Annotated in this window: 16 protein-coding genes and 1 pseudogene; 10 read left to right on the top strand and 7 right to left on the bottom strand. The window is 36.8% G+C overall.

The genetic code is table 11. The features are described 5' to 3' along the window. The 3 genes and pseudogenes from F6K22_RS05555 to hpsE all read left to right on the top strand — a co-directional run. A pseudogene (locus tag F6K22_RS05555) lies at window positions 1-547 on the top strand (hormogonium polysaccharide biosynthesis glycosyltransferase HpsE); the annotation flags it as partial. A gap of 225 nt (window positions 548-772) precedes the next feature. Next, on the top strand, window positions 773-1,072 hold the full coding sequence (locus F6K22_RS05550) for a hypothetical protein (RefSeq protein WP_293094345.1): 300 nt from the start codon (window positions 773-775) through the stop codon (window positions 1,070-1,072). 513 nt (window positions 1,073-1,585) lie between these two features. Further along, entirely contained in the window at window positions 1,586-2,554 is a 969-nt protein-coding gene (gene hpsE, locus F6K22_RS05545) for a hormogonium polysaccharide biosynthesis glycosyltransferase HpsE (RefSeq protein ID WP_293094343.1), read from the top strand. A 659-nt stretch (window positions 2,555-3,213) separates the two neighbouring features. Here hpsE and F6K22_RS05540 read toward each other — a convergent pair. Beyond that, the gene (locus tag F6K22_RS05540) at window positions 3,214-4,182 is read right to left on the bottom strand and encodes a glycosyltransferase (RefSeq protein ID WP_293094340.1); all 969 of its coding nucleotides are present in this window, start codon (window positions 4,180-4,182) and stop codon (window positions 3,214-3,216) included. Window positions 4,183-4,768: 586 nt separating this feature from the next. Next, window positions 4,769-5,551, bottom strand: a complete 783-nt coding sequence (locus tag F6K22_RS05535) for a Stf0 family sulfotransferase (protein WP_293094338.1) — start codon at window positions 5,549-5,551, stop codon at window positions 4,769-4,771. Between the two features lie 220 nt (window positions 5,552-5,771). On the opposite strand from F6K22_RS05535, the gene F6K22_RS05530 reads away from it, so the two are divergent. The 7 genes from F6K22_RS05530 (at window position 5,772) to F6K22_RS05500 (ending at window position 17,192) form a co-directional block, all read left to right on the top strand. Next, on the top strand, window positions 5,772-6,590 hold the full coding sequence (locus F6K22_RS05530) for a sulfotransferase family protein (RefSeq protein WP_293094336.1): 819 nt from the start codon (window positions 5,772-5,774) through the stop codon (window positions 6,588-6,590). A gap of 619 nt (window positions 6,591-7,209) precedes the next feature. Continuing rightward, a complete protein-coding gene (locus F6K22_RS05525; protein WP_293094334.1) occupies window positions 7,210-8,079 on the top strand; it encodes a sulfotransferase family protein in 870 nt (289 codons plus the stop codon). Between the two features lie 393 nt (window positions 8,080-8,472). After that, window positions 8,473-13,890, top strand: a complete 5,418-nt coding sequence (hpsA, locus tag F6K22_RS05520; RefSeq protein WP_293094332.1) for a hormogonium polysaccharide biosynthesis protein HpsA — start codon at window positions 8,473-8,475, stop codon at window positions 13,888-13,890. Between the two features lie 29 nt (window positions 13,891-13,919). Further along, window positions 13,920-14,588, top strand: a complete 669-nt coding sequence (gene hpsB / locus F6K22_RS05515; protein ID WP_293094330.1) for a hormogonium polysaccharide secretion pseudopilin HpsB — start codon at window positions 13,920-13,922, stop codon at window positions 14,586-14,588. Between the two features lie 42 nt (window positions 14,589-14,630). Beyond that, complete coding sequence (gene hpsC, locus F6K22_RS05510; RefSeq protein WP_293094328.1) at window positions 14,631-15,542, top strand: hormogonium polysaccharide secretion pseudopilin HpsC; 912 nt, start codon at window positions 14,631-14,633, stop codon at window positions 15,540-15,542. 71 nt (window positions 15,543-15,613) lie between these two features. Then, window positions 15,614-16,303 carry a pilus assembly FimT family protein gene (locus F6K22_RS05505; RefSeq protein WP_293094326.1) on the top strand — a complete coding sequence of 230 codons (690 nt, stop codon included), beginning with the start codon at window positions 15,614-15,616 and terminating at the stop codon, window positions 16,301-16,303. A 175-nt stretch (window positions 16,304-16,478) separates the two neighbouring features. Beyond that, on the top strand, window positions 16,479-17,192 hold the full coding sequence (locus tag F6K22_RS05500; protein WP_293094323.1) for a prepilin-type N-terminal cleavage/methylation domain-containing protein: 714 nt from the start codon (window positions 16,479-16,481) through the stop codon (window positions 17,190-17,192). 417 nt (window positions 17,193-17,609) lie between these two features. Here F6K22_RS05500 and obgE read toward each other — a convergent pair whose 3' ends face one another. The 5 genes from obgE to F6K22_RS05475 form a co-directional block, all read right to left on the bottom strand. After that, complete coding sequence (gene obgE, locus F6K22_RS05495) at window positions 17,610-18,614, bottom strand: GTPase ObgE (RefSeq protein ID WP_293094321.1); 1,005 nt, start codon at window positions 18,612-18,614, stop codon at window positions 17,610-17,612. A 491-nt stretch (window positions 18,615-19,105) separates the two neighbouring features. Continuing rightward, window positions 19,106-19,345 (bottom strand): four helix bundle protein, encoded by a 240-nt coding sequence (locus F6K22_RS05490; protein ID WP_293094319.1) that lies wholly within the window; start codon window positions 19,343-19,345, stop codon window positions 19,106-19,108. A 264-nt stretch (window positions 19,346-19,609) separates the two neighbouring features. Then, on the bottom strand, window positions 19,610-20,332 hold the full coding sequence (locus tag F6K22_RS05485; RefSeq protein ID WP_293094317.1) for a Mo-dependent nitrogenase C-terminal domain-containing protein: 723 nt from the start codon (window positions 20,330-20,332) through the stop codon (window positions 19,610-19,612). Window positions 20,333-20,644: 312 nt separating this feature from the next. After that, window positions 20,645-21,574 (bottom strand): bestrophin family protein, encoded by a 930-nt coding sequence (locus F6K22_RS05480; RefSeq protein WP_293094314.1) that lies wholly within the window; start codon window positions 21,572-21,574, stop codon window positions 20,645-20,647. A gap of 531 nt (window positions 21,575-22,105) precedes the next feature. Further along, window positions 22,106-22,430: zinc ribbon domain-containing protein (locus tag F6K22_RS05475; RefSeq protein WP_293094312.1), on the bottom strand; the 325-nt coding region annotated here is incomplete at its 5' end.

Here is a 22,430-nt window from a genome sequence, read left to right as displayed (position 1 = left end):
TAAACCTGCTATGAAGGTCATACCTACTTCCGATGGATTAGTAGTCCGTCGGGAAGCCTGGTTAGAAAATATTCCAGAACACTGCATATTAACTGGTAGAAAACCAGGTTCAATGTTAACTGCTGAAGATACAGAAACTATTAGTTATATTCAACAAGGAGGATGGGAAATTTGGTATAATCCGACAATGGAAGTAATTCACAAAATTCCCAAACATCGATTGGAAAAAGATTATTTAATCAGTTTTTTTCAGGGTATTGGCTTAAGCCGTTATGTTACCAGAATGTTAGGTGTTAAACTATGGTTAAAACCATTAGCTTTGTTAGCTTATACAGTAAATGATACTCGTAAAATTATCCGCCATTTACTTAAATATAATCTAAACTTACGAACAGATGTAGTAGCAGCTTGTGAATTGGAATTATATATTAATAGTCTAATCAGTCCTTTTTATTTGTGGAAAAACGGTTATTTTGCAGAGGTTGAACAAAATCAGAATTCAGCCGTAGAATCTCAGGGAGTTTCAGTGAAACTGCTCAAATATTAGGTAATTTAGATGAAAATTATTCCTTGGCCAGTATTTAGGATGGAGTATCGAAATTCCTATGGCTATTTGTGATATTCCTCAATGGAACTACAGGGAATGAGTGTTAGAGAGTTCTCTTTGAGCAAACTACTGTTTAAATAGTATGATATTTTTCACGTCCACTGGCCGATAGAAACCATAGTCCTTCACCCCAACCATGTTTCAGCTGGTTTATGGGCAATAAATATGCTATTAGCTATTGATTTTTCTAGGGTAAGAGGAACAAAAGTGATTTGGACTCTTCACGATAAACGTCGTCACTCAATATTGCATCCCAAATTGGGTATTTGGTTTCAGTCAAAGTTCATCAAGCGAGTTGATGGGTGCATCAGTCATTGTCAAGTAAGTAGAGAGTGGGCAGATTTAATTTTTCCGATGTTGAGCCGCCCCCACACAGTTATTCCTCACGGTTATTATCGACAGGCTTATCCTAACAATTTGACATCCTCCCGACGTTGCGCTTATGGGACAACGCGGGATTCCTAAACTTCACGTTAGCGTTTCGCTTCGCGACATGAAAAGCGAGAGCTACCGTAGTAAGAGGCAGCTCCTCTGCAAGAGGCAGCTCCTCTGTATGAGGCTTTGGGTTTCTGCTTAAGACCGCACATGCTGAGGAGGCCGAACCTCATTTAGTCCAAAAAAGTTATTTCCCAACTCGTTTTTTATTATTGTATTGAGACACCCCATAGCAGTTTCTTATGCAACAAATAAATGGTGCAAAAAAACAGTTCATTCTTTAGCATAACATTGGCTAAGATGTTAGGAAAAATTTGAATTGGATTGAGGGAATTTGCAGAATATTTTGGTGTTCAAATATGAAAATTTTGTGGCAAATCCTCAAATCATATTAAGTAAAATTTACTTTTAGGAAATGATATTTAGGCTATTGATTCTGACGGGGGTGACTCCTCGAAATTCCCTAAGTTTTTGTCGCCAAAATTTTATATTTCATATTATAATATTCAATGGAAGTATAAGCAATGTAAATACTAAAAAATTATGCTAGACTTCACTGTTGCTATACCAACTTACAATGGGGCGGATAGATTACCCTTAATATTAGAGAAACTGCGATCGCAAATCAACACAGAAAATATTTCTTGGGAAGTAATTGTAGTTGATAATAATAGCAGCGATAATATTACCGAAGTTATAGAAAACTTTCGAGGTAAGTGGCCGGAAAATATACCCCTAAGATATTGTTTTGAAGCAGACCAAGGATTAGCTTTTGCTAGACAAAGAGCTATTGAAGAGTCTAAAGGCTACTTTGTAGGTTTTCTTGATGATGATAACTTGGCAGAACCAGACTGGGTAGCAGCAGTTTTTAAGTTTGGTCAAGAACATCAGGAAGCAGGTGCATATAATGGTAGGATAATAGGGGATTTTGAAGTTAATCCACCCGAAAATTTTAATAAAATAAAACCTTATTTGGCTATTAGAGAACATGGTTCTCAACCCCGTTTATTTGAACCAGAAAAATTAAGACTTCCTCCTGGTGCTGGATTAGTAATTAGAAAACAAGCATGGTCTGAATGCGTTCCTAGTCGTTTAGCTTTAACAGGAAGATTGGGAAAAGTAATGGTAGCTGGTGAGGACTATGAAGCCTTACTTTATTTACATAAGGGAGGATGGGAAATTTGGTACAACCCAGCTATGTGTATTCATCACAAAATTCCTAAACAACGCTTAGAAAGAGAGTATTTGCTTCCTTTAGGAAAAGGTATTGGTTTAGCTACTTGTCACTTGAGAATGGTTAATGCTAAAAACTGGCAAAAACCAGAGATTTTTGTGAGGACAATATTAGGCAATTTGCGACGGATAACTCAGCTTTTTATTAAGTACCGTGGTCGAGTCAGAACAGATTTAATTCCAGCCTTTGAGTTAGAATACTTTTGGGGTAGTCTACTGAGTCCTTTTTATTATTTAAACAAAATTTTGAAACCAGACAATACTAATAAAGCTGAGTAATTACCAATAGATAATGGATAATTGATAATGGATAATTGATAATTAATCAATCCGGTTTAAAGTCTCTCCTTGCTAATTCTTTCTGGAAACTTTAAAAACAATAATTAATAAATAATGGCTGATAGCTGACGGCTGAATTATTACCGAACTCTTAAGGTATACAGCCTCTCCATTCATGGAGAAAAAACGGACAGCTCCGCTTTTCATGTCGGTTAGCAGCCGAAACGACCGCTTTTTCCTCTTCAAAGGGGAGCATTTAAAGGGTCATTTCAGTTATCAGTTATCAGTTATCAGCGAACCTCCGAGTCAACTCGGAGGCTTGAAATACTGAGTTAAATATTTCTCTTGGTCGATTGGAGGCAAGCGTTCGCGTAGCGTCCCGGAGGGAACGGAAACCTCGCCATCCAAGGACCGCTTTTTCATCCCCTATCCAAGGGGAGGCGCATGCCCTCTTTTTTTGGTTAATTATTAATTGTTAATTGTTAATTGTGAAACGCCTTTTTAGTTTCACTTTACAAAAAGTCTCTTATTTTGCTTTACCGAAAAATTTAGGTATAAAGCCTCTCCATTCATGGAGAAAAAACAAAAAAAGTTCATCTCAACCAATCCTCTTATTTTTAAGAAGAGGTAATTATTAATTATTAATTGTTAATTATTAATTATTGAAGATTTTGATGTTTTGGAGATTTTTTTAAAAAATGTTCTACAAGTTGAGCAGGCAGAAAAATATAAGCAATTATTTTTATCCATATTATTGTCATTAACTTTCTTCTGGCTTTAAGTAAGGAAATATTATTTTTAACAGTATTTATATAGTACCTAAGTGCTGCTGTTCCTTTTGCTCTCGTAACTCTCCCTTCTAGAGATTTAATAGTCATATAAAGATAAAAATTAGAAATGCTTTTTGATTTTAAATTCTGTAAAGATTGAGGGGCGAGAGAAAAAGCTCTATCTATAATATCCATAACTTGTAATGATTTTTTTTCCATTCTTTCAAAATTAGAAGACAATGAATTAGTAGATACTCTGTATAAAATTTGAGGATAAGGTACAGCAACAAACTCATATTTAATTGCTAATTTAAACCACAAATCCAAGTCCTCAGCCGCAAAAAGTGATTCATCAAAACCACCTGCTTCAATTAACACTTGCCGATCAATTAATGGGTTAGAACCATTTTCTAGGAAGTTATTTAACAAAAGTTGTTTATAGACATTTCCATTAGCTGTTATGTGAGAGCCTGGATATAAAAAATTATCAAATTCATCTATATAATCAGTCCAACTATAAGCTATTTTGGCTTGAGGATTTTCTTCAAGTTTCTGGAGTTGTTTTTCTAGTTTATCTGGAGTCCAAAGGTCATCTGCATCAATAAAGGAAATGTATTTTCCAGAAGCAATTGCTATTCCACGATTCCTAGTTACTGCGGGTCCTGCATTTGGATAGTTAAAAACTTTAATTCTGGAATCGGATATACTGGAAATAATTTCTTCAGTTGAGTCAGTCGAACCATCATTAATAATTATTAGTTCGTAGTCTTTCCAAGTTTGGTTTAAAACAGATTCAATTGTTTTTTTAATAGTATTTTGTCCGTTAAAAACAGGAATTATTACAGAAATTAGAGCCATAAGAACTTAGAGAGTAGGGAATATACAAATAGTCAAGAAAAATAATGCAATTATTGATGGTAATAATATTATGTGCCTCCTCCGGGGGAGCTACACTTACTGATAGTTAGTTTTAATAAAGCTTCTGTTTGTAGTTTTGCTCTAGCCCTTTAAGTATTTATCTTAGGCTTAAAACTCTGCTACTAATCTAATTATAAGTGTTTTAAGTTGGTACACAAAATTAATTACACATTTTCCAAAAATTGAAACCTTTTTACTCTAAGGGTTACAGAGAATCAGAGTAGGTAATCAATTCTGTGTGGGTGCTTATATAAATTTCATAAACTTAGGCTAGACTGTTTATCTTCTGCCAGATTATATGATTTCATTCTTGAGATATGATTTGTAGCTATACTTCAGGAAATTGGTATTACTTAACATGGTATAATATGATCTTGGGATAATTAGTTATAATAAAGTTTTTGTTTGTAGTTTTACTCTAACCCTTGAAATATTTATCTTAGGGCTAGAGCAAAACTAAGAGCCTAATTATAAGTGTTTTACTAAATATTATATAACTCATTGAAAAGATGAAATTTTTACCTATCTATCTATTTAAATATTGTTTTAATTGACTTCTAAGTTGAGAATAATTTTTGAGTAAAATTTTAGGAAAAAGATTATAGTATTTTTCCCATCTTTCATTCAAATTACTAGACTGTTTTTGCAAAGAAACTTGAATTTGATTTGGCTCTGGTAAAGGCTCAATTTTCATAAACTTGATAATGTCTATTGTGGTAGTTTCTATAGATTGACAGAAATTTTCATAAATAACCTCATAAACATCTAGATCGTTTTGTCGAAAAAATCTTTGCCATGCTCCTTCATGTCTTTTTATTCCTTCTTGAATGCGATAGATAGCTAAAGGATTAAAATTAGGTTTTTTTAACTGCTTTTTCTGATTCTGAGAAATCTCTTGATGCCAGATTTGTGTTTGTTGGGCAATTTCAGTAGAAATCGCTTGCTTAAGTATATTCTCACGTCTAATATAAATAAAATGAGTATTCGGAAAAAAATCATTGATAATTTCTAAATCTGTTTTATTTTCATATCCTAAATTTTTTCGAGTAAATCTCAGGAAATCTCTCATATGTTCCCAGTGCATTTTTACACCAAAAATACCGTTATTTGTAAGTCCTTTCTTTAATATTTCTTCAATATAGTTTCTCAAAGCAGAACTATCATTATTTTCCATTAAATTTGTAACTTTATTTGGATGAAAATACTCTCTAGGATTACCACAATAACCAAGATTGCGTAGAACGCTTGCCAGTAAACTACTACCACTCCTGCCAATTGAACAGATAATATAACTTTTGTCGATCGCCATAATTTACATTGGTTAATTTATAGTCTACAATATTATTAACACATAAAAGTTAGACCAAGGAGTTTTTCCATAATATCTAAGCTAGATTAAAGCGATCGCCTAAAAAATTTTTAAAATTGACCAAGTCATAATTTAATAAAGTACAGTATTTTTACTCTTCCCTGTTGCCTATTCCCTCCATACCTAAATGATGAAACTTGAATCAAAAACGCGGTTATTTTTGGTTGGTTGTCCTCGTTCTGGCACTACTTTATTACAAAGTATGTTAGCAGCACACCCAGAAATATTGTCTTTTCCAGAAACCAAGTTTTTTTGGAATCTTATCCCTTTATATAAAGAACGTTGGAGACGAAAGTTGAAAATGGTGTCTCAGGATTTTAAACCTCGATTAAAAAAATTTTTTGTTGAGGAAATTAATCGAGGGGAGCTGCTAGAAAAGTTTTCTAAGTTTAATGTCTTGAGAAGTCAATATACCAGACAATTTATTCATATTCTTGACGAGCTAACTGTCAGTGAAGGTAAAAAAATTTGGTTAGAAAAAACTCCCGAACATCTTCTTTATATTGACTATATTGAAAAAAATGTACCGGGAGTTAAGTTTATTCACATCCTCAGAAATGGAACTGATGTAGTAGCTTCTTTACATGAAGTTACTCAGAAATATCCTGAACCTTGGGGGGGAGATTGTTGGAATCTGAATCTCTGCATTAGGCGCTGGATTGAAGCTGCAGAAATTAGTCGCCAGCATATACACAAATCTAATCATATTTTAGTGAGGTATGAGGATATAGTCACAAATCCTCAAGTAGAATTGGTAAAACTTTGTCAATTTATTGGTATTAATTTTACAGATTCAATTCTACAAGATTATCGTCATGCCTCGGAAAAATTAACTTTACAAAGTGTAGGTAGAACTGTTAAAAAAGAAATTATAAATTCTCAGTCTGAGAAGTTTCAAAAGTTATTTAATGAGTCAGAAAGAGAGTATATTATCAAGAAGTTGTCAAAAGTTGATTTAAGTTGGTTAATTAATGGATAATGGATAATGGCGAACTTGATAATGGCGAACTTGATAATTACCTCTGGTTGAAATCGAGAGGATGGAACCCAGGCGGAAATCTAAATCCATTGGGTAGTCCTGCATAGTAATGGTAAATAGTAGGGGCGAAGAGCGAATCGCCCCTACAGAGAGCAAGATGCTCCCACTACCGTGTCTCTTCATTAATGGATAATGGATAATGGATAATTAACTAGCTATTAGCTTTTAGCATTCAGCTATCAGCTTTTTTCCCCTTGAAAGGGGAGGCTAATAAAGCTAAATTATTTAATTAATAATTAATAATTATTAATTATTCGGTAACAAAAATAATTACAATGCACTACCATTACAATGCACCATCACCATCCATTGAAAAGGGGATAAGTTTTAATTTGAAAATTCTGAGATGTATAGGATTTTTCAAGTTACTTAGGTACAATTGTTTTTCTTCTTTTCTATTCCCTACTCCCTACTCCCTACTCCCTAATTAGTAGGAATTGCTATAACTTTAGTTTAGGGAATAACAAAAAATCAATTATCCAATTTTTTAACTATGACTGGGAAATTTTCCCTACTCCCTATTCCCTACTCCCTACTCCCTATTATATGTAATTAATTTATGGAAATCTCAAATAAAGTACAGATACCCTCTAGTAAATCTACTTTAGAACGCCCTCCTATTTTTATTTTAGGAGTGCCTAGATCGGGAACTACACTACTCCGAATGATGATAGATTCTCATCCAGAAATAATGTGTGGGCCAGAAGCTCATTGGATTACTACTCAACAATTAGATTGGGCGCCGAGTTTGCGATCGCTGACCCGATTTTTGACTAGAAATGAGTGGGGAGCTGTCAAAGCTTTTAAGGGAGTTGAACAAGATTTAATCTATCAACTTATGGCAAATTTTATTGATGAAATTATGAGTGCTTCTGCTCGAAGTCATGGCAAGATTCAGTGGGCAGAAAAAACTCCCAGAAATATTATTGCTTTACCTTTTTTGTATCAACTTTTTCCTCATGCTAAGTTTGTGTATATCTACCGTGATGGTCGGGATGTAGCTTTGTCAACTGTAGGTAAGTGGAAAACTATTCCTATTTCTGATAAAAAGGTGAAAAATAATTATAAAAATGCTCTGAAAAGATGGGTTGATTGGAATCAAAAATTTGGCAAAGATGCTAAAAAAGTTAGTCTGAATTATATTAGTGTCTGCTATGAAGATTTAGTAACTTCTCCTCAGGAAGAAATCGGTAAGTTACTGGAATTTCTAGAAGTTCCATGGAGCGATAAAGTCTTAGAACCTCATGCAGTAGAACATGATATTATAACTATGAAAGGGGCAGGAATGCAGACTTTCTTTAATCGTAATTCAATTGATACAGCGTCTCTTTATCGGTGGAAAAAAGAACTTAATTGGTTACAAAAACGAACTACCAAGAGTATTGCTGAAGAGACCTTATTAAAGTTTGGTTATGAACCTACTATGTAGTGAGGTTTCAATAATTATTAATTATTAATTATCTACTCCGTTCCAGTCACAATGATTTTTACAATTACTGTAATTATTCGGATTTGATATATAGCAGGGAACAGGGGGAAAAACATTTCCCTGTCTGAGGTTCATCATCAGTCTATGTCCTAATCAACTCTTTCTGTGCTATAATAAAGAATTTACTAAAATAAATAAATACTGTAGAAATTCTCAAACACAAGGATCGATGCTAGAGTCTGGCCAGCCTAAGTTAAACTTAAATATGGGCTGTCCAAATAAAATTAAGTGTCCCTGTTATCCCTAGCCAAAGATTAGGGAACAATATTTAGTAAACCCATAATATTCTGGCAAAAATACCAGGACTGTCAGTCCCAACTCAGGGAGGCATCTATGAAAAAGGGCAATATTACTAAAATAATTTATATATTAAAACAAATGAATAAAAAAATCAAACTCATCACTGAGAGATTAATCAGGAGACTACTACCAAAATTGATGAGCTATAAACGCCGCCCCGGTTTGTCTGGAGCGGGTTTTGTGCTTCCAACTGTGACAATGGTAATGTTAGTCGTACTTTTACTGACTATTGCTATTAGTTTACGGTCTTTTAACCGTGTTGAGGATGCCAGAAATGTGAGGGTAAATCAGGCGGTGCTTAGTGCTGCAACTCCAGCGCTGGATCGGGCAAAGGCAAAATTAGAAGAATTGTTGGTTACTAACCCCCCGACTACTGGTACTCCAAGTGAAGACACTATAGAAATAGCTTTAGGATGCCCTAAAAATATTAGTGGTGAGTGCATTGACGATCCGGATCTAGATAAGTTCACTTTTGGTGATGAGACTAGGCTAACTGTTAGTTATGATATTGATGACAATGGTAACATAGAGGATAACGAAAAAACAGAAACAGCTTGGAGATTTGAGGTAGATATCGATGGAGATGGCAATACTGATACTGATGGAGATGGCACTCCTGATGCTTATACTATCTATGGCATATTCTTTAAAACACCTCCTGGAGATGATCGGGCAAGAAGTCCTTTAGAAGCAAGAGTTCCTCCTCAGTCTTCTGAAAATGTAAATGATAATGAGTGTCCGGGAGTTTTAGCAACCAGCAAAGAATGGATACCTATAGATGGCAAGTTAAAAAAGAGTTTCTTTGTTTACGCTGTGACTGTACAGGATAATAAAAGCGGTGTTTCTGCTTTGGAATATCAACAAGATTGGTCAAGAACTCCTTTAACAAATAATGCTGTTGTTTATGAGGATGACCTGGAAATAGCACCTGGTCCAGAGTTTAATCTGAACGGTAGGATATTTACTAACGGTAATTTGATTATTGCACCAGCAAGTGAAAATCAAATTAAATTACATTTAGTTAGTAGTCCAGCATCTTGTTTCTACTCAGAAGCAGACAACAGCAAAATGTTTGTTGGTGGGAATCTGATCTATGGGTTAGTAGCAAGAACTGATACCGGTAGTGGAACAGTTACCATAGATTTGATGAATGGTACCAGTACCGCAGTTAATACTCAAACTCTTGATGCCAATAATGACTCTGTTGAAAATATAGCTCAAGAAGCAGCTTATAATTCTGCAGCTTATAAGGAAAGGTTAGACGCACTTGTTATTGCAGCAAATGGTTTGACAGATAATCAATTACCACAAGAAGTACAAGATAAGATTAGGGATGGAGATGATAGAGAGGATGCTCTGGAAACTTATTTTAGAAAATTAACTAGAAAGGTTCCTAATGCTGAAACTGCTTGCATCATAGATGTCGAAAATGACTCAAGTTGTATCGGAATAGATGATACGGGAAATGATTTAAGGCCAGCTGACAGTCTACAAAATATATTGGTCTTGCCTGATGATGGAACTACAGGGGTAACAATAGAAGAAGATATGCTGGAGGAAACTCCTGGTCTTGACGAAGATTCAACCGAACAACTCTTACTTGGCGATCGCATTGAAGTAGGGAATAACTTACCTCAAGAAAGCTGGAATGGTTCAGAATTGACTGCAGCAACAATGGAAAGAGGTAGAGAGCGCAAATCTCAAGTGGAGACACTCGCTGATGTGGGTTCGACAGATCGTGATGGTTTCTGGGAAGAGTCGGCAGCAGAAGCACCTGAAAATTCTAGTGAGGGAATTGGTGGTTTGCGAGTGATTACTGGTGCAGGAATTTATGCTACTGAGACTGGAGCTTATGACCGAACTCGTTCTTTTTTACCACCACCACCAGCACCTCCAAATATGGCATCTTTAGGGGTAGACTATCAGGTTGTTTGGCCTGATACTATGCCAATGTCTCCTGTAGATGGCTCTCAAATATACGATAATAACACTAACCAATGGAGAAGTTACGTCTCACCTGCAGATAGTGGTCTCAAAGGTGATTTACAAATGCGAGCAACAGTTTTGTATCATTATGCTTTCGATACAGGAGAAAATCCAAAAGAGTCTAATAACAATACTTTAGAACCACAAGAACCGATCGCTTGTATCAGTAGTTATTACGACCCTTCAACTGCAATCACGGCACAGAATATAGCTGCAGGGGGTAGATCGGATAACGGAATAGTATATCCCCCACCAACTAGCACTCTAGGTACCCAAAGAGCTGAGTTAGATATTCAGTCAAAGTTAGTTTTCCCTGATGGCAGATTAGTTAACGAGCCATTAAAAGTTGCACTGGAGCATTTTGACGAAGGTGGAGGTGCTTTTACCCTAGCTGATGAAGCTGCTATTGATGCCGAACTTTGTGCGTTGGATATTCTTGATGGCACGATAGCAGCAGGTAATAGTATAATTACAGGCTTGGACGAAGGTGATATCAGAGAAGTTTCATTTTTAGATGCCAGACAGGTTAAAGCATTAGATATTGATGATGATACTACTGAGGTTGATGAAACTTTCACAGTTAACGCGCTCATTGATGGCATTCGTGGTTATTTAGCAAATGATGACGATACTGGAGATGTGGATGAGTCTGAAGTTATATTTAGCACTGAGCAAAAGCTACCTTTAGAAGAACGTCAGCCATTAGAAATTCGAGCTACACAATTAAACTTAAATAAATTACGCCGAGCTACCTTATCTCAAACTGTAGATGAAGGTCCGAAGGAGGGAGACAATGAGTATCTGCTTCCCATGAGTGGTATTATCTATGCCAGTCGTAATGATGCTCTCCCAGACCGCACCGATCCAGATAGTACCTATGATAACTTGGGAATCAGCGCAGATGATTTCCAACTCGATCCAAGTCGTCGCCCTAATGGCTTTATGCTGATTAATGGCGACAGACTTGCCCGTGGTACAGACGGTAAATCATACAATACTTTGAATAGTATCGTTCAAGAGAAAGGTTTGCTTTTTGTCTCCAACAACCCAGTCTATATTCAAGGTGATTTTAACCTCCATGAGGTGGAAGAGTTTACAAATTTATTAGAAGATGACTGGGATAACTTCTACGAACGCACCAAAGAACAGAGAGATCCAAATTTTGGTTGTCGCAACGGCGACCCTCGTACTAATTGTAATGGTGAATCTTGGCGTGCAGCAACAGTATTGGCGGATGCTATAACTTTACTATCGGATAATTGGAAGACTGGTTATCGCAACCACGGAGATTTTGACCTGAGAAATAATGGTGGTAATGGTATTATTGGATCTGATGCTAATCCAGTGACAATGCGGCAGAAGCGTCAGTTTAATGGATTTTTTGCTAATAGCTACGCTACTAATGGTTTGAGTAGTGGGGCGACTATAGATACTGATGTTGTCACTGATGGTCTCATTACTGGTTTCACTACTGTGGAGTATATCGACAACGATTACAGAAGAAGACAAAATGAGCAAGAGGAAAGTTCATACTTCAATAATTTTGTGACTCCAGTGCAACGACGCATCAATGGATTTCCAGAGTATGTGATGGAGGTGTGTCCAAAGTTGCCAGTTTCTGCTTGTAACGCTGGAGATTGGGTACTGGGAGAGATAAATCCTACTACTGGCGCTCTCGTTGGTGATCTTGATGCTACCAATACCGCAACGAGAACAACTTTTAGTTTGTTCTCTTCTACTGCTAGTTATACTAGTGGAGTCCTTAACCCTACTATAAATTTTGCAACTGGTAATATTACTGCTACTGTACCTGGTACTGGTGTAAATACTTTGGCATCTGGCACTACTGCAATAACTCCTGATGCTGTACAACGTTTTCCTCGACGAATAGCATTTTTAAGGAATCAATACGGTGAGTTAGAACTTGATGCTCAAAACAGACCTATTCCCATTGGTGTTGTTAATAATACTACGATTCAAGCTTTTCCTTACGGCAGAACAGCACCTCCTATTCTACCTCGTAACCAAAATAATGCTCTGTGGTTTAGAACTACCGATGATCCTGATTTACCATCCGATCCTGATGAAGCAACTTACGTTGCCAATAGACCTTTGTTTTACTTAGCTTATGACGAGATTGATCGCGACTACAGTGGTAACAGACTAATTTTACCACCAGCAACACCAACAATTAATGAAGTTAGCTTGATTAATGATGAAGCATATAAGTATTCTTTCTGTACAAATGCTGGAATTTCCCAGGATTATTATGCCTTAAATGAAGATATAACTATGGATACTAGCTCTTGTCCACTTACTGCTAGGAATAACATTCAAGCTTTCAGAACTGAGTTAATGGGTTTAGATGCCTCTTTAGATGAATTTGTTACTTCAGATGACACAGATGGCGCTCCTACCATAAGTGATGCAGATGGTATTTTAGCATGGGATAAAAATGAAGATGGTATTGTAGTCTATCAAATTCCCGATGGTGATCTTTCCGAAGATACATATACCCTTGAAGGTGATTCAAATGACATTTTTGTATTAAAAACACCTACCTTAACAAGCATGACATTAGCGAGCAGTGTTATTTTAGACCCACAAGGAGTTAATCCTAACAACATTTTCTGGGTTTCAGATGGTGATATGGATATTAATCCTAGTAATAGTCTAACCACTCTGGCAGGTAATTTTCTTGGAACTACTGGAGGTAGTTTAAATATTGGTAATGATACTAAAATATTAGGTGGTCGCTTTTTAGGATTTAGTGCTGCTCCAGCAGCAGCGGCTGGCTCTGGTATTGACATCAGAGCGATGACCAACCAAGCTAACCCCAGCCTAGTTCCAGCATTGCAAATACACGAACCGGACGATAATGCTGGTGCTGCCAATTTAAATGGTGGTAATGCTAGCCAAAATACTGGATGGATGGTATCAGCACAAGAAACTACATTTAATCTGATAGTTGGTAGCGGTGATACTCCTGCGCGTGCTGGTCAAGGTAACGGTGGTTTGCAAAACTTTGTCCGCTTCCAAGAAAACTGGCAAAACCCAAACGAACGAGCAACAAATATCTCTGGTTCCTTTATCCAACTAGACCGTAGTAAATATGCCACTGCACCCCAACAACAAATTATTCGGGCAGACCGAGGGGAAGTCGCATCTCTTTTCGGTTATCCTCTCGAATACGAAAGTGGTTCTTCTCAAGGTATATTAGGATTTCAAACACCGCCTGCAAGGAATTGGGGTTTTGATGTCGGTTTACTCTCTCAACCACCAGATTTGTTTGCTCTGAAGTTTACTCTTCCTCCTACAGGCGATCCTGATGAATATTTCCGAGAAGTGGGTATCGATGATGACTGGATTAGAGGGTTGTTGTGTTCTAAAGAACAAAATGGTAACAATGCAATAGAGCGTCCAGAACCTGGAGATGATGGCTACTACTGTGGTGATTACGAGTAAAGGTTAACTAACAAAGGAAATTAACTACTATGAAATTTAAACAACGACTAAAAAATAACTTCTCTTCCCCAGAAGCAGGTTATACCATTATTGAAAGTTTAGTAGCAATGATCATGGTATCCGCTCTCATGGCTGCTATTGCACCTATTATTGCCTACTCAGTGGGGACGCGGGTGCAGGCGCGACGGGTGGAACTAGCAGCGCAAGCGGCGAGGAGTTATATTGATGCAGTCCGACTAGGGCAACTACCTGCGCCAGGAGGGTTTGTTACCGATGCAGAGATTCCAGCTAGCGCTTTGAGTGACTGCTCTCCAACTAATGAAAATGGTAATCCAGATTATTGCGAAACCTCACCAATAAATGCTGCTTTAGGTGAATTTTACTGTGTAGACAATGATGGTGATGACGAATGTACTCCTGGCAGTCTAACAGATATGATGGTTCATGGAGCAGTTGATGCTGATACACTAAATGATGATGATGACATAAGTGCAGGTTATGATTTACAAGTGAGAGTGTTCAGGGCAGCAGCTTTTGCCAGCTCTGTGACATTATCTAGTGCAGGTGTGCCATTTACTGTCAACAATTCTGGATTGGCAACTAGAAATGGTAATGCAGAAAGACCTTTGTTTGTAAGTAAGACAGAGATTGCTCCAACAGGCAATTCATTTCAAAACCTTCGCGATCGCCTAGATTAGCATAAACAACTAAATGAAAAGTAAACATAGAAACAAGAAAAGATGAAAACTTTACTCAACTCACTTCTCAAAAAACTATACCCAAAAAGGCGATCGCCTTTGTCTAAATCTACCAGTGGTTTTACGATGATTGAACTGCTAGTAGCAACAATTGTGGCAACGATAATTATCGTACCAATTTTGACTTTTGTTGTGGATATTCTCAACAGAGATGTTAGGGAACAAGCAAAGACCAACAGCGAACAGGAATTACAGGCAGCAGTTGACTATATTGCTCAGGATATGAGTCAGGCGTTTTATGTTTATGATGATGACGGGGTTACTGCTATAGAAGAGCAACTACCTTACTCTGATGATAATGAAAAAACTCCTATACTTGTATTCTGGAAGCGAGAATTTGTGAGGGATGCTCTAGAGCCATCGGGTGGAATGTGTAGCTCGACCAATTGTGATGATACTTTCGTTCAGTCATTAGTTGTTTATTATTTAATAGAAGATGATCAGGAAATCTGGTGTCAGCCATCAGGCAGCACTTGTCCTAAGCGCATAGCTAGGTTTCAAATACAAGATGGGGTAAGAGATACTCAGGGTAATTATGTTTGTGGTTTTGATGGTCTCCCTGACTGTGACTCAGCCAAATTTGAAAAAAGTCAAGGTTTTAATAGTTACGACAGAGACAACCCTACGAACTGGACAAAAGATGGAGATTACAATTTAAACAAAAACAAACTACTGACATTACTTAATTATATTGAAGATTTGACTTTAGACAATGTATCTGACAGCAATAATCTAGCTCAAATCACTATTATCGGTAATGCCCTACGTCGCAGTCAAAATGATTTTAGTTGTATAGAAGATGCTTCGGCAACTCCTCCTTATAAGGATTCGCCATATTGTCCAAAAGCAACTGCACAAGTGGGAGCACGTAGTGGTTTTGGAACATCAGAATAATTATGAGACCATAACAAATACTATTAACAAATCAATAAACATAAAACCATTTGTAAGAACAATAAACTAATATGAAACCTCTGAATTTATTAAAAATGTTACCACGAACTCACCCAAAGGCATCTACTGTCGGTTTTACTATAGTAGAATTAATGGTAGTTGTACTGATAATAGGAATATTGAGCGCGATCGCCGCCCCTGGTTGGAATGCTTTTATCAGCAGACAGCGCACCCGTACAGTTAATGATGGGGTATTTCGAGCGTTGAGGTCGGCACAAAGTGATGCTAAGTTGAAGAAGGTAAGGCGAACAGTTCAGTTCCGGGATGTTAACATTAATGCTGAAGTAAATCCTAGCACAGATAAACCTTATAACGATCCACCAAGGTTTATTATTAGCACCTATGATGATGACGATCCTCCTAGTGATACTAATCCTCCTAATAACGCTCCACTTTGGAAATCTTTGGGAGCTAATGGAGAGATAAAAGCAGGAATGGTGAAATTAATTGTACAAGAATGTGAGACCAAAGACGCTGATGATAACTGTACATCTTATAAAGGCGATACAGATAACCTAATTCAATTTGACTACTTAGGAGCTGTGGAAATAAGCGATCCTATTCAAGAACTACCTTTTGCTGTTAGTGTTTCTACAGCAGATGGTGGAGCTAGACGATGTGTAATTGTTGAAACTCTCCTCGGTAGTATGAGAACAGCAGAAGGAGAATTTGATTCAGCAACAGGAACAGGATGCCCATAATTTAATTTCAGCCTATGTATACCACAAAATAACTGCCCTGTCAAACCTACCCCTGGTTAATGACAGGGCAAATTTTTTTATTTTCAAAAACATTACCCTGTTTGACATTAAATTATTAATTACTAAAATAGTAAATAGAGATAAAAATATTAAATAACAGAATATCGGGGTGAAAATGAAGGATAAAATATTTGACTCAGTAAAATTAACTATTATTAAAAAACTGACAAAAAATTCCTCAGAAAAATTACTGAAACAACAAGAAGCAGGATATAGCTTGACAGAATTAACATTTGTTGTTCTAATTATTGGTATTCTGGCAGCGATCGCCGCCCCCGGATGGCTAGGTTTCATTAACAACCAACGCCTCCGCACTTCTAATGACAGGATATATCAAGCGATGTTCAGAGCTAGACGCAACGCTGTACGAGATAAAATAGCTTGGCAAGCAAGTTTCCAAGAAACCACCAATGGTATTGGTCAACCTGTGATTAGATATGCACTACATAAAGCAGCGATCGCTCCCAACGATATTCCAACTTCAACCTGGAAATATTTAGAAGCTGGTATTGAGATAGACGACAATGAGAAAAATGACAAAGGCAAATATGAAACCACCCTCCGAATAGTCAAACCTGATACTAATACAGTTACTAAAAATAGAACAGACCCCATCTACCGTGCCCTTTTTAACTATAAAGGTTGTCCAGTTTATAACTCTACTGACCAATGTACCCAAACTAGCCTTCAAGCACAAGGGCGTATTGCCATTAAACCTCAAAATCAAGACAGACCGAAAAAGTGCGTGATTATTTCTACTTTGCTTGGAGCAATGCGAACTGGAAAAGACCACGACAAAGCTTTGGACTATAAATACTACTGTAATTAACTACGCTTGTAGTTGCGCTTCAACCCAACATTCCCCCGGTGTAGTGTTGGGTTTCACTGTCGTTCTACCCAACCTACATTACTGGAGAAGATAACCCCAAAGCAGATAATACGGGAAAATATTCTGTAGGTTGGGTTGAGCTAAGTGCGAAACCCAACATTTTCTACTACATTACTGGAGAAGATAACCCCAAAGCAGATAATACGGGAAAATATTCTGTAGGTTGGGTTGAGCTAAGTGCGAAACCCAACATTTTCTACTACATTACTGGAGAAGATAACCCCAAAGCAGATAATACGGGAAAATATTCTGTAGGTTGGGTTGAGCTAAGTGCGAAACCCAACATTACCTCGATAAAGTGTTGGGTTTCACTACCGTTCTACCCAACCTACATTACTGAATTCTGAATTCTGAATTCTAAATTCTAAATTCTAAATTCTCCCAAACTTCCTGCATCAACTCCTCCAAACCAATACCCGCAACAGCAGAAATCAGGAAAACTTTTCCTCCACTCATCTCCCTACACCTATTCACCAACTCCTGTATTTCTGTACTCTCTACATCAATTGCATCAACCTTATTTAAAGCCAAAATTTGCTGCTTATCTTCCAAATTTCGCCCATAAACTTTTAACTCATTTTGAATAGTCTCAAAATTCTCCACCGGATTAATATCTGTAATATCAACCAAATGCAACAATAACTTAGTCCGTTCGATATGCCTCAAAAATTCATGTCCCAAACCCAAACCAGCAGAAGCACCCTCAATTAATCCTGGAATATCAGCAAAAACAGTACCATCTCCCGTAGGTTTTCTCACAACTCCCAAATTTGGCACCAAAGTAGTAAAAGGATAATCAGCAATTTTCGGACGAGCAGCAGAAAGAGCAGCAATTAAAGTAGACTTTCCCGCATTCGGCAAACCAATAATTCCCACTTCAGCTAATAATTTTAACTCCAACCTCAACATCCGCACTTCACCCTCCAAACCAGGCAAAGCATATTCAGGAGCACGGTTACTATTACTGAGAAAATGTTTATTTCCCAATCCACCCTTACCACCTTGAGCAACACAAAAAGTTTGCCCCGGTTTAACCAAATCTCCCAATAACTCCTCAGTTTCCGCATCATAAATCATCGTACCAGGAGGCACCTCAATTAAGCGATCGCTTCCTGCCGCGCCAGTCATATTTTTTGGACCGCCCCGCTTACCATTTTCTGCCTTAAAGACACGTTGAAATTTAAAATCCAACAAAGTTTGTAGATGAGCAACGGCCACCAAAATCACAGAACCCCCACGGCCACCATTACCACCCGCAGGTCCCCCCGCAGGCACAAACTTTTCGCGACGAAAGGCAACCATACCATCGCCACCTTTACCACCTTCTACTTGAATTTCTGCTTGGTCAATGAATTGTGTCATTAGGGAGTAGGGAGTAGGGAGTAGGGAGTAGGGAAAAATAGACTTCTTGCAGAAGTCAGGGAATAGGGAATAGGGAGATGAAATTAATGAATTGTGTCATTAGGGAGTAGGGAGTAGGGAGTAGGGAGTAGGGAAAAATAGACTTCTTGCAGAAGTCAGGGAATAGGGAATAGGGAGATGAAATTAATGAATTGTGTCATTAGGGAGTAGGGAGTAGGGAGTAGGGAAAAATAGACTTCTTGCAGAAGTCAGGGAATAGGGAATAGGGAGATGAAATTATTAATTTTATATCTTGAATTTCTTTAATTAAAACTTTTGCAAGAGGTTTAATTAATTAAGGGAATAGGGGATACAGAAAAAGATTTTTGTCATTTTTCAAGTTTTTTAATCAGACTAATAATCATCTTAGTTTCTTCTATGAGAAGAGAAATAATGGTTTCTATTTCTTTTTCTTCACATAACCCTACTCGCGCAGATAAAATCAAATGTGTTTATAATTCATTAATTGAACCTTGAGCAATGTTCAAAAATCTGACATATTCTCCAGTGTATCTTCGTCCATAACCTTCAGCTATATTAGCAGAAATAGATACAGCACTTCTTCTAATTTGTTGCACAATACCATATAACTCATCTTTGGGAAAAAGTTTAGTCAGAAAATAGCATTTTTCAGCAACATCCATCCCTTTTTGCCAAATTTTCAAATCTTTATAATTACTAATCTCTGACATTTTAAACTTATCTTTTAAATTTTAACTACTCCCTACTCCCTAACAATGAGAATTTCATCTCAGTAAGGTAGAGCTATCCCAGGCAAAATTCCCGCGCTACAAAGATTTTATCATTAATATTTGTACTTCATATAATTCCCTACTCCCTAGCAATTTTAACTACTTCCCATTCTTTACTCCCTACTCCCTACTCCCTACTCCCTACTCCCTACTCCCTACTCCCTACTCCCTACTCCCTACTCCCTACTCCCTACTCCCTACTCCCTAGCAATATTTAGAAACATCTTCCTGACATTCATCTGCTAAATAAGATAAAGCACGAAAACGTATACCAACTAATTGATCGTAGAGTGGGTTAAGTTTGCACATAGCTGGAATGTGGGCTACTTTTTTACCAAAAATTACAATATCTCGCTCGAACGGACATTGGGGAGGAATCATTTTACATACCATATGAGCCACTTTTGGATCGTGGATATCCCACCCATCTAACCAATCTTTGATTGGAGCAAGTACAGTTTGATGATGTTCGGGGTCGTGGGGAATAATGAAAGTGCCAGTATGTTCCGTTTCTTCCAGCCAACTTTCTAAATTATCTTCTTCTGCTTGCTCCCTAGCTTTTTCTAGATTTTTTCTAAGTGCATCTAAGGCTTTAACTTTTAGTCCCAGGGCATCACAATATTGATGAAGTATATCATCTTCAGTAACAGAATAAATTCCATCTGCCAAGGCGACCATTACAGCAGTTCTCATAAAATTTTCTCCTATATTAGGATTTTCCCCAAATACCTTGGCTAAATCATCTGGACTAATAGGTTGTAGTTCTGAGATTTCAATTGTCGAAGCAAACTCTTCATGACTAAAGTGGTCAAATAAATCCTTTTCTGTAGTATCAAGTACTCCATCTGCATAAGCAACAGTCATTAGTCCTCGTAACCAAGTAGTAGTTTGTTCTTTGTTTAGGGAAGATTTGACAATATTAGTCATGCTTTAACCTCTGATTAAATATAAGTTTTCTGATTTGCTCCCAGACCCGAGCAAAAATTATTAGCAGGGAAGCTACTAACTATATTTTACCTCACTAGCCACAGCTTAAAATCCTCAAGTTTCTAATTTATTTTAAGTTTATTTATTGTAGTTTATGTACTAATAGATACATTATTTTCGCTGAATTTTGTCTAAAATTATTATCCATATTAACTAGAGTTACGAAGATTGAAACTGTACTTAAATTAAAGTCATTATGACAAATAAATCATATAAAAAAAGTTAGATTTTTTTTATATTCCCTATTCCCTACTAAGTAATTTGCTGCAAACTAAGCAACCCCTGCCATAATTCTGAGTTATTAAAGGAACCAGAGTTAATGAGTTCATGAATATCTTCTGTCATTTTGATTCCAATATTATCCAAGGGGAGGTCATTATAATCGTAACCGAAAGGATTTTCTATTTCTAAACCTATAGCTTCAACTCCTAAGAGAGCAAAACTAATAATACCTGCTACGGGAATTGTCCACCAACTTAATTCAGCAACAAATTGAAAAGGAATAGCAAAGCAATATATTATTAATAAATGTTTTAAGTGAATAGAATAAGCTTTAGGTATAGGAGTGGAGGCAATTCGTTCACAACAACCAAAATAAATATAAATTTCTTCAATTTGTTTATTCCAATTTATTAAGGTTAATTGATCGATTGAATTATTTTTTGTAAGTTCATCAAAATATGTTGCTAACCATTTAATGATTTGTAGAGGCATATTCTTAGCTCTACCCAATTGTAGATACTGAATTTCAGAAATATAGTTTTCAATTTCTTCGTTGACTTTCTCCTGCCGAAGTTGAAGTTTAATCGCAATAAATAGGGCATTTAAAAGTTTAATATGAGAGATTTTTTTGCTGTAATCTTCACTATTATTCTCTGGCACAAAAACCATTATATTTTTTGCCATAAGGGAGCAATTTTTAGCAATCAAACCGATTAATTTCCGACCTTCCCAATATCGATCGTAAGCTGTATTTGTTCTAAACACTAGCAATAAACCTAAGACAATTCCCGGGATAATACTACCTAAAATTGGCTGACTCATTGGCAAATTATGATCCTGAGCGATAGTAACTCCCAGAGCAAATATCATAATCACTAATACCCTCATAAAAATATTAGGAATGACTGAACTTTTAAAGTCGAAAACCAGATAAAACCAGCTTTTTTGTCGATAATTCATTAGCTCAACCTTGAAATTAATTGTAGTTAGTAAAGTTAAAAATTTTGAGGTTTTGAAACAGAAATTAAGTACCAGGCGATCGACAGAGTAAATTTTGAAGAGGAGGAGTCTATAGGGGTTTGGTCTCTAAACCTGCACAGAAGTTAGTCGGGGTTTAGGAACATTTACTTACTCCAATTCTGCCTATGTTTAATTTTGCCTAACTACTTATCCAGAGAATCAAAATATAAATTTTGTTCTAGGAATATCTCTGAGTAGGAGTCTGTAGGAGTTTGGTATCTAAACCTGAAACTTTACAGAAGTCAGTCAGTGTTGGGGAAAATTTATTTACTCCAGTTCCACCTATGTTTAATTTTGCCTAATACTTATCCAGAGAATCAAAATATAAATTTTGTTCTAGGATGTTTCTTTTGAGAATCTTTCAGGGTTTAAAGTATCAATATTAAAAAAATTGCCGAAGTTAAATAAGTCAGCAAGTAGATTTTTCTGTCTGCGCACTGATGTATAAATTGACATACTCCCGACGCTCCCCTACGGGAGAGCGCGGGATTCTTCAGCCAGAGAAAAACTGACCGCAGTTTTAACAGAAGTGATGTCCTCCTCCTGTGTTGACAACAATCCTATTTTTTGTATTAGGAGTGCTGAGTTATAGTCTCTGTCTAGTTCCTGTCCACATTTAGGACAGGAATGCCAGCGATCTGATAAACTTTTAGAGACTTTATTCAAGCATTCCCAACAATGTTGAGATGTACCTTTGGGGTCTACTTTGATAATTCTTTTGCCAAGTTTCCAGGCTACATACTCCAAAACCTGAACAAACTGACCAAAAGCTGCATCTTGCAAAGACTTATTTAGA

It is taken from the genome of Okeania sp. SIO2F4, from assembly GCF_010672385.1.
Taxonomy (GTDB): domain Bacteria; phylum Cyanobacteriota; class Cyanobacteriia; order Cyanobacteriales; family Microcoleaceae; genus Trichodesmium.
The sequence above is the reverse complement of the archived record's forward strand: the minus strand, read 5'-3'. Positions and strand labels throughout refer to the sequence as shown.